Origin of the sequence: Lachnospira pectinoschiza (genome assembly GCF_020564355.1) — a bacterium.
GTDB classification, from domain to species: Bacteria; Bacillota; Clostridia; order Lachnospirales; family Lachnospiraceae; genus Lachnospira; species Lachnospira intestinalis.
Window position 1 is genome coordinate 1 of sequence record NZ_JAJCRR010000027.1, and the last position, 450, is coordinate 450.

1 protein-coding gene is annotated in these 450 nt (G+C 44.4%); it reads right to left on the bottom strand.

Annotated features, from left to right (window positions below; translation table 11 throughout):
- Positions 1 to 450 (bottom strand): lipid II flippase MurJ (locus LI288_RS14085; RefSeq protein WP_227091077.1); only part of this gene is annotated, 450 nt, incomplete at both ends.

Below are 450 nucleotides of genomic sequence, written 5' to 3' on the forward strand. Positions count from 1 at the left end.
TTTCCCCAATCGCATTTCCTGCAAAGACCCGATTCCCAAGAGAAATGATGAGCACCATGATGACCAAATCTCCTAGGCGCATCGCCAAACGCTCACCAGCAGCCGGAATTGTCAAAAAAATCAGTTCTCTACTGATTTTTTCTGAGAAAATGTTTTTCGTAGGTTGTAAATCCTTATCTTTGAGCTTTTTCCAGAGATACAGAAGCGCTACTGCCCTCGAAAAGATTGCTCCTAAGGCAGCCCCCACGATTCCCATGTGAAAAACAAATATCAAAAGGGCTGAGAGAACAATATTTAAAATATTGGCAAAGAGACTTGCAAACATGGGTGTGCGACTGTCTCCATTTGCTCTGATAATGGCGCCAAAACTGGTCATTAGAGCCAGAAAAATAATGGTCCCTCCAACCAACAGGAGGTACTCTTGACCTAAAGTCGCTACTTCCCCGCGCC